This window comes from Colwellia sp. C1TZA3 (assembly GCF_007954265.1).
Taxonomy (GTDB): domain Bacteria; phylum Pseudomonadota; class Gammaproteobacteria; order Enterobacterales; family Alteromonadaceae; genus Cognaticolwellia.
In genome coordinates this window covers 59405-66442 of the sequence record NZ_VOLS01000017.1, presented here as the reverse complement: position 1 = coordinate 66442, position 7038 = coordinate 59405, and the positions used below count along the sequence as shown (strand labels likewise).

The following is a 7038-nucleotide window of genomic DNA, read 5'->3' as shown; positions in this document are numbered from 1 at the left end:
CAGGAAAAATAACTCAAGGTAAGGCGCTCGATTGAGCAATAGCTGGCTATTGGGATTGAGAGCAACACAGCCTTGAGCTATTTTAACTAGTACAAGTGAGCAATAACTTAATGGGATTGGTATTAGTTACAGCAAGCTCAGTATGTAACGGTATGTAACAAATTCACTGATAAATTATAACTTAGCAATGACATATACTCTATACTTTGATGGAGCTGACCGAAGCTTGTAATCAGTAGATGTGAATTAGGGAAGTCGATATGCCATCGCAAAAAAATCCTCTTGTGGATAGGCGAAAAGAAGCACCAGAGCAATTAATATGGTGGTCTAAACTCTCACTGGCACAAAAGTTTTCTGCCAGTAGTTTAGGCAAGTTTGGTTATGAACTCAGTTTTATTCGTAATGAAACCGGACATAGTTTAGCCGTGTTAAGGTGTAACTCAGGTGTGGCAGTGATCACTGAAGATGGCGACATTAATACTGCGCCAAATATAAAAATGCGTTAAATATTTTTACTATTTTCTTTAGTATAGGGTTTTATTTTAAATGTTGGTTTTCAATATTTCTGATAAAAGCATCAGCTTCCTCTAATACTAAGTCTATTTGCTCAAAAAATTCAAAAAATTCTGGCTGTAAATCATCAAGGCCAATATCCCGCTTTAATTCTGTTTCAAGTTCATGTGTCACTTTCCCTAAACGGGGCACACCAGAATAACAGCAAGCGCCGTTGAGCTTGTGTATTAATACTTTTAGCTGCTCAATATCTTGAGAGATAAGCGCTTCAGAAATGTTGGCTTTGCTTTCGGGTAAACTGTTAACCAAGCCAATAAACATATCTTTGGCTAACAGTTTTTTTTGTCCTGCTCGTTGTAGCGCCAGCTTCCAATCAATAATCTTTGCTTTAGAGTCGGTAATAGGCCTAAGAGATGGCACAACAAATTTAGGGTGATAAGCGAGTAATGTTGAATCACAATACTCATAAATACTATGATGCAGCATGGCTTCATCGATAGGTTTGGTAATAAATGAGTTAAAGCCATTATCGAGTAATTTATCTTTTTCTTCTCCGAAGACATGTGCGGTTACGGCAATTATTGGGGTGTGCTCATTAAGTGTTTGTTGACGAATAATAGCCAAGGCAGAAATGCCATCTAGTACGGGCATTTGTATATCCATAAAAATTAGGTCAAACTTCTCATGTCGGCATAATTCTACTGCTTGAGCGCCATCGGTCGCGGTGATGACATTATTTACCTGCTCAAGTAACAGTTCATTGATCAATTTTAAATTGGCTTCATTATCATCAACTGCCAGTACTTTAATCGGCACTTTTTGTTCGGATACTGTAATTAAGCTGTTAATTTCTGGTCTTGTTGTTGGAGCAAAAGTTTTTCTCAAGCGCTGCACCGTTATCGGTTTGCTAATACAAGTTTTAGCACCACTTGAAATTAACGCTTCATGTAAACTGGGTGAATTACTATTGATGGCTAAATGTATGGACGGAATAATATCTTTAAGAGTAAATATAAATTTTTTCACTTCATTTAGGGCTGACGGTGTAACGTCGTGACCGATTAAAGCAAAGTCGAATGATGAGAGTAATTGTTTATTTGCCAGTAGTTCGTCCATATCGCAGTGTTGGCTAATACAAGTAGTTTTCATTTGCCAACTTGCTAATATTTCACTGGTGGCTAAACGGCTGGCGGCATGAGGTTCGTAATACAATATTGCCTTACCAATCAAACTCTCTGGGGCAGATAACTGCAAAGTGGGTATAGTGTTTAATTCACACTGAAAGGTGAACCAAAAGCTTGAACCTTCATTTTCTACACTTTCAAAACCAATACCACCGTGCATCTCTGATACTAAACGTTGTGAGATAACTAGTCCTAAGCCGGTTCCTCCATAAATCCTTGTCACACTTTTATCACCTTGGCCAAAGGCTTCAAAAATTGAATTTTTTTGCTGATTTGATATACCGATACCAGTGTCTTGCACTGTTACTCTAATTTTATAGAGGTTTTTGCCAATAACATGACCCTCAAGGTTAATATCTACCGAACCTTTATCAGTAAATTTAATGGCATTACTGGCTAAGTTAACCATAACTTGTTTAATACGCATCGCGTCACCAATCAGTGAGTCAGGCAATTGAGGACTAACACGCAATGATAATTCAATATGTTTTCTATGGGCACTGGGTGCCAGTAACGTCAAGGTTTCTTCAATGGATTCACGAATTGAAAACGGAATGTTTTCAATAATCATTTTACCCGCATCAAGTTTAGAGAAGTCTAAAATATCGTTAATGATGGATAGTAGGCTAGCCGCAGAACGTTCGATAGTTTGTAAGTGATCGCGCTGAGAATCGCTTAAAGGCGTTTTCAATACTTGCCGGGTAAAACCAATAACACCATTCAGCGGGGTACGTAACTCATGGCTCATATTGGCCAAAAATTCAGATTTTACCTTGTTAGCATCCTGAGCTTTACGCTTTGCAATATCTAATTCAACGTTTTGAATTTCAAATTGCTCTAAACTTTCACGTAAATCTATCGTGGCTTGATCAATACTACGTTGCATTTCATCTTGATAAGCGCCTAACGATTGCGCCATAGTGTTGATACCATTTTTTAAAAAATTGAGCTCACCAACAAGTTGACCACTAATGCGGCTATCAATTTTTCCTTCTCTAATGCGGTCTATCGCTAATACCATGGATGATATCGGGCGGGTAACGCTATTAATGAGCTTATAGGCAAACAAGGCACTGATAATAAAGCCAGCCAGTAAAATGAAAAATACTGTGATCAACAGCTGTTGTTGAGCGTATTTAATCGTACCCTTATCAATTTGTATCGCGATATAGCCAATAATACTACTGTCTAAAGTGGTGTTACTGGTTTGTACGGTAAATTCGTCAATAATGGGCGCGCGATAAATGAGGTAATCACCGTAGTCTTGATACTGAATGCGTTTAGGTAGACTTTGTCCTGCTTTAATACGCATGGTATGGGTGTCATCATGATAAGCACTGGTAACAAAAACTTGGTTGTCAGCAGTGAAAATGGCGATGCTTTTTATAATGTCGGATTGACTGCGGTGGCTAAAGCCGATCAGCGTTCTTAAGTTATCTCTTTTTTTCGCTAATAATGGCTCCGTACTACTAATGGCAAGAGGAGAAATGATGCTAGTGGCACGTTGATAAAGAAATTGATCGAGTTCGCTATAGCGACTATAGGATAAGTAGCTAGCCACAACTAAACTGATTAAGGTCGTAGGAACGACCGTAAGTAAAATTACCCAATCTTTCAGGCTTATTTTATGCATTTTTTGTTGAGCTTTAGTGTAAAATCATTGGGTTAATAACACTATAATGGCACAGTTAAGACTAATACCAAATAGTAATCGTTCACTATGGCAGCTAATAGATAATTTATGCTGCTCCTTGATGGCAAAGTAAGATAGCTATGGCAAATTTTTTTAAAGTAAGCCCGAAAAAAACACTAACACAACAACACTTAACGGTTAAGGTTAGTCACCTTGATCAGCAAGGCTGCGGCGTTGCTTTTCAAGGTAAAAATCCGATTTTTATTGAAGGTGCACTGCCTAATGAAACGGTTGAAATTAATGTGTATGAGCAAAAAAGTAAGTTTGCAAAAGCAAAGTTATTGCGTGTTATTAGCGCCAGTGCAGCGCGGGTAGAGGTTAAGTGTCGGCATTATTTTCAGTGTGGTGGTTGTAACTTACAGCACATGGACTATCTACAGCAGTTAGTTTATAAGCAAGATAAAATAACGCAATTATTTGCTCGCCAAGCACTCAACGAAAGTCTGCCATGGCAAAACCACATTATTAATACACCATGGCATTATCGCCGTAAAGCAAGAATTGGCGTGCAATACAACAAACGCGGTGCACCCATTATTGGTTTTCGCCAACGCGAGAGTAGCCACTTAACTGAAATTAAGTCTTGCCCAGTAATGGTCGAAGCATTTGGCCATATTTTTGCTGAGCTAAAAGAGCTTTTGCCCAAGTTGTCGGGTAAAAATGCCATCGGTCATATTGAAATTATTGCGGCTAATGAGCAGGTAGTTGTGGTGCGACAATTAGTCAAAGCAACGGCGCAAGACAAAAAGCTTTGGCAATGTTTTGCTGATAAGAATCAATGGTTAGTCTACTTTGACGACGGCAATGAGATTACACCACTGACCGAAGACAAAACCTTATTTTATTCTTTAACAGATGCAATAAAAATTGAATTTTCAGTTAATAACTTTATCCAAGTCAATCATCTGGTTAATAAGCAAATGGTTGAGCAGGCGCTAACTTGGCTAGCGCTGAATGATAACGATATTGTGCTCGACCTGTTTTGTGGTTTAGGTAATTTTAGTTTACCTATTGCCGAAAAAGTCAGTCGTGTTGTCGGTATTGAGGGCATTGCAGTGATGGTTGAAAAGGCGCAAAAAAATGCCTTGAAAAATGGTATAAATAATTGCCAATTTTACCAAGCTGATTTGAATAGTGCTTGGCAAGACCAGCCTTGGGCAAGACAAAAGTATACTAAGGTTTTACTTGACCCTGCTCGGGCGGGAGCTTATCAAGCGTTAACGCAATTACTGACCTTTAAGGTTAATAAGATACTTTATGTTAGTTGTGATCCGGCGTCATTGGCGCGTGATGCAAAATTGCTTATTGACCACGGATATAAAATTGAAAAAATAGCTTTAATGGACATGTTTGCGCAAACCAAGCATGTTGAAACTATGTTAATGTTTAGCTTATAAGAGTTGGCAAAAAATTGAATCACAGGTAGGGAATTTCATGGTTTCTGTGCGTAAGTCACATCAAATGTCACAAGCAAGCTTTGAGCAATGGCTAGAGGCGCTTGAATTAGACGATGACAAAAAAGCGTCGTTAGAAAAACTGTATCAAAAAGTAAATTATTTATTTGATGACAGTACCCCATGTCAAACAAAATCTTTAGAAATGGTGGAAATTCTATCGGGTTTAAATCTTGATACCGACTCATTATGCGCTGCTTTCATCTGTCCTTTGTATGAGTATAAGTGCATTAGCCTTGAATATATTAAAGAGAATTTCTCTAAACAAATATATTTACTGTGCAAAGGTGTTGGCCAGATGGCAGCAATTAAGGCTTTACAGCAATCACAATCTAGCTTAGTCAACACTAACCAAATTGACAATATTCGTCGTATGCTGTTAGCAATGGTTGAAGATGTTCGCGCTGTTGTGATCAAGCTTGCAGAACGCTTATGTCACTTACGCTTAGTCAAAGACAGCGATGAAGAAACCCGTGTATTAGCCGCAAAAGAAACCAGCAACATATATGCACCATTAGCTAATCGTTTAGGTATTGGGCAGTTAAAATGGGAATTAGAAGATCTTTCTTTTCGCTACTTGCACCCTGAAGTTTACAAAGAAATTGCCAAGCAATTGGCTGAAAAACGTCTTGACAGAGAACGCTACATGGCTGAATTTGTTGATAACATATCTCAGCAATTACAATCTTCCGACATTAAAGGCGTGGTTTGTGGACGCCCTAAGCATATTTATAGCATTTGGAAAAAAATGCAACAAAAGTCGTTAGACTTTGAACAGCTATTTGATGTGCGTGCAGTACGCGTTATTGTTGATGAATTACAAGGTTGCTATGGTGCATTAGGCTTAGTGCACACCAGTTGGAAGCATTTGTCTAAAGAATTTGATGACTATGTTGCAACGCCAAAAAGTAATGGCTATCAGTCAATTCATACCGTGGTTATCGGGCCCGAAGGTAAAACAATAGAGATACAAATTAGAACACAACAAATGCATGATGATGCAGAATTGGGTGTTGCAGCCCATTGGCGCTATAAAGAAGGTAATGCCAGTGGTAAAACTTCAGGTTTTGATGAAAAAGTCAGTTGGTTAAGAAAAATTCTACAATGGCAAGAAGACGTGTCAGAAAGTGGCGAATTACTCGATGAACTACGTAGTCAAGTATTTGAAGACCGTATCTATGTTTTTACCCCTGGTGGTGACGTAGTTGATTTACCTAGTGGCGCAACACCGTTAGATTTTGCTTACTATATTCACTCCAATGTCGGTCACAGTTGCATTGGCGCAAAAGTATTTGGTCGAATAGTGCCCTTTACCCATCTTTTGCAAACGGGCGATCAAGTTGAAGTCTTGCGCAGTAAAACCCTCAACCCCAGTCGAGATTGGTTGAATCCTAGTTTAAACTACCTTCATACACCGCGTGCTCGTGCCAAGGTACAACATTTTTTTCGTTTACTTGACCGAGATAAACACCTTGCTGTCGGTAAAGAAATGTTAGAAACCGCATTGGGTAAGTTACAGTTATCTTTGGCTAAAGTTGATTTTTCCGCGGCGATAGAACGTTTTAATTTTACGACAAAAGATGATTTATTTGCTGCGGTAGGCTCAGGCAGTACGCGCTTGTTACAAGTGGTTCATTGTTTACAACAGCAAGACGAAAAGTCAAAGCCTGAAGTAGACATTGATCCGCAAAGTTTAATTCGCCAGCCCCAACAAACTAACATACAAGCGGCTGATAATAATGGTATTACGGTTTCAGGCGTTGGTAACTTATTGACTCACATGGCAAAATGTTGTCATCCAGTGCCAGGCGATGAAATCGCCGGTTTTATTACTCAAGGACGCGGGATTTCAGTGCATCGGGTTGATTGTGAACAGCTGGCCAATGCCTTAAACCAGCAACCAGAGCGTGAAGTAGAAGTACAGTGGGGCATAAATAACAAAAAAAGTTATCAAGTGAGTATCAACATTATTGGTGGTGATCGCCAAGGTTTACTCAGAGACATCTCGACGATTATTTCTAATGAAAGAGTAAGTATTATTGGCATTGAAAGCCATACCGACAACGCCAAGCAAAGTATGAGCATGACCATAAAAGTTGAAATAGCCAATAATGAAGCGTTAATGCGATTATTAGCTAAATTAAAGCAGTTAGATGATGTTGTTGAAGTTAAAAGATTATAGGTAGAGATTAAA

At 38.8% G+C, this 7038-nt stretch carries 4 protein-coding genes; 3 read left to right on the top strand and 1 reads right to left on the bottom strand.

The genetic code is table 11. The features are described 5' to 3' along the window. Nucleotides 1–260: 260 nt before the first annotated feature. Nucleotides 261–506: a hypothetical protein gene (locus tag ESZ39_RS07310; RefSeq protein ID WP_146879255.1), complete on the top strand. Its 246-nt coding sequence runs from the start codon at nt 261–263 to the stop codon at nt 504–506. 31 nt (nt 507–537) lie between these two features. Here ESZ39_RS07310 and barA read toward each other — a convergent pair whose 3' ends face one another. Then, the gene (gene barA / locus ESZ39_RS07305; RefSeq protein WP_146879254.1) at nt 538–3330 is read right to left on the bottom strand and encodes a two-component sensor histidine kinase BarA; all 2793 of its coding nucleotides are present in this window, start codon (nt 3328–3330) and stop codon (nt 538–540) included. A 140-nt stretch (nt 3331–3470) separates the two neighbouring features. Here barA and rlmD point away from each other — a divergent pair, with 140 nt between their 5' ends. Both rlmD and relA read left to right on the top strand, forming a co-directional pair. After that, the gene (gene rlmD / locus ESZ39_RS07300; RefSeq protein ID WP_146879253.1) at nt 3471–4787 is read left to right on the top strand and encodes a 23S rRNA (uracil(1939)-C(5))-methyltransferase RlmD; all 1317 of its coding nucleotides are present in this window, start codon (nt 3471–3473) and stop codon (nt 4785–4787) included. A 37-nt stretch (nt 4788–4824) separates the two neighbouring features. Then, nucleotides 4825–7026: a GTP diphosphokinase gene (gene relA, locus ESZ39_RS07295; RefSeq protein WP_146879252.1), complete on the top strand. Its 2202-nt coding sequence runs from the start codon at nt 4825–4827 to the stop codon at nt 7024–7026. Nucleotides 7027–7038 lie beyond the last annotated feature (12 nt).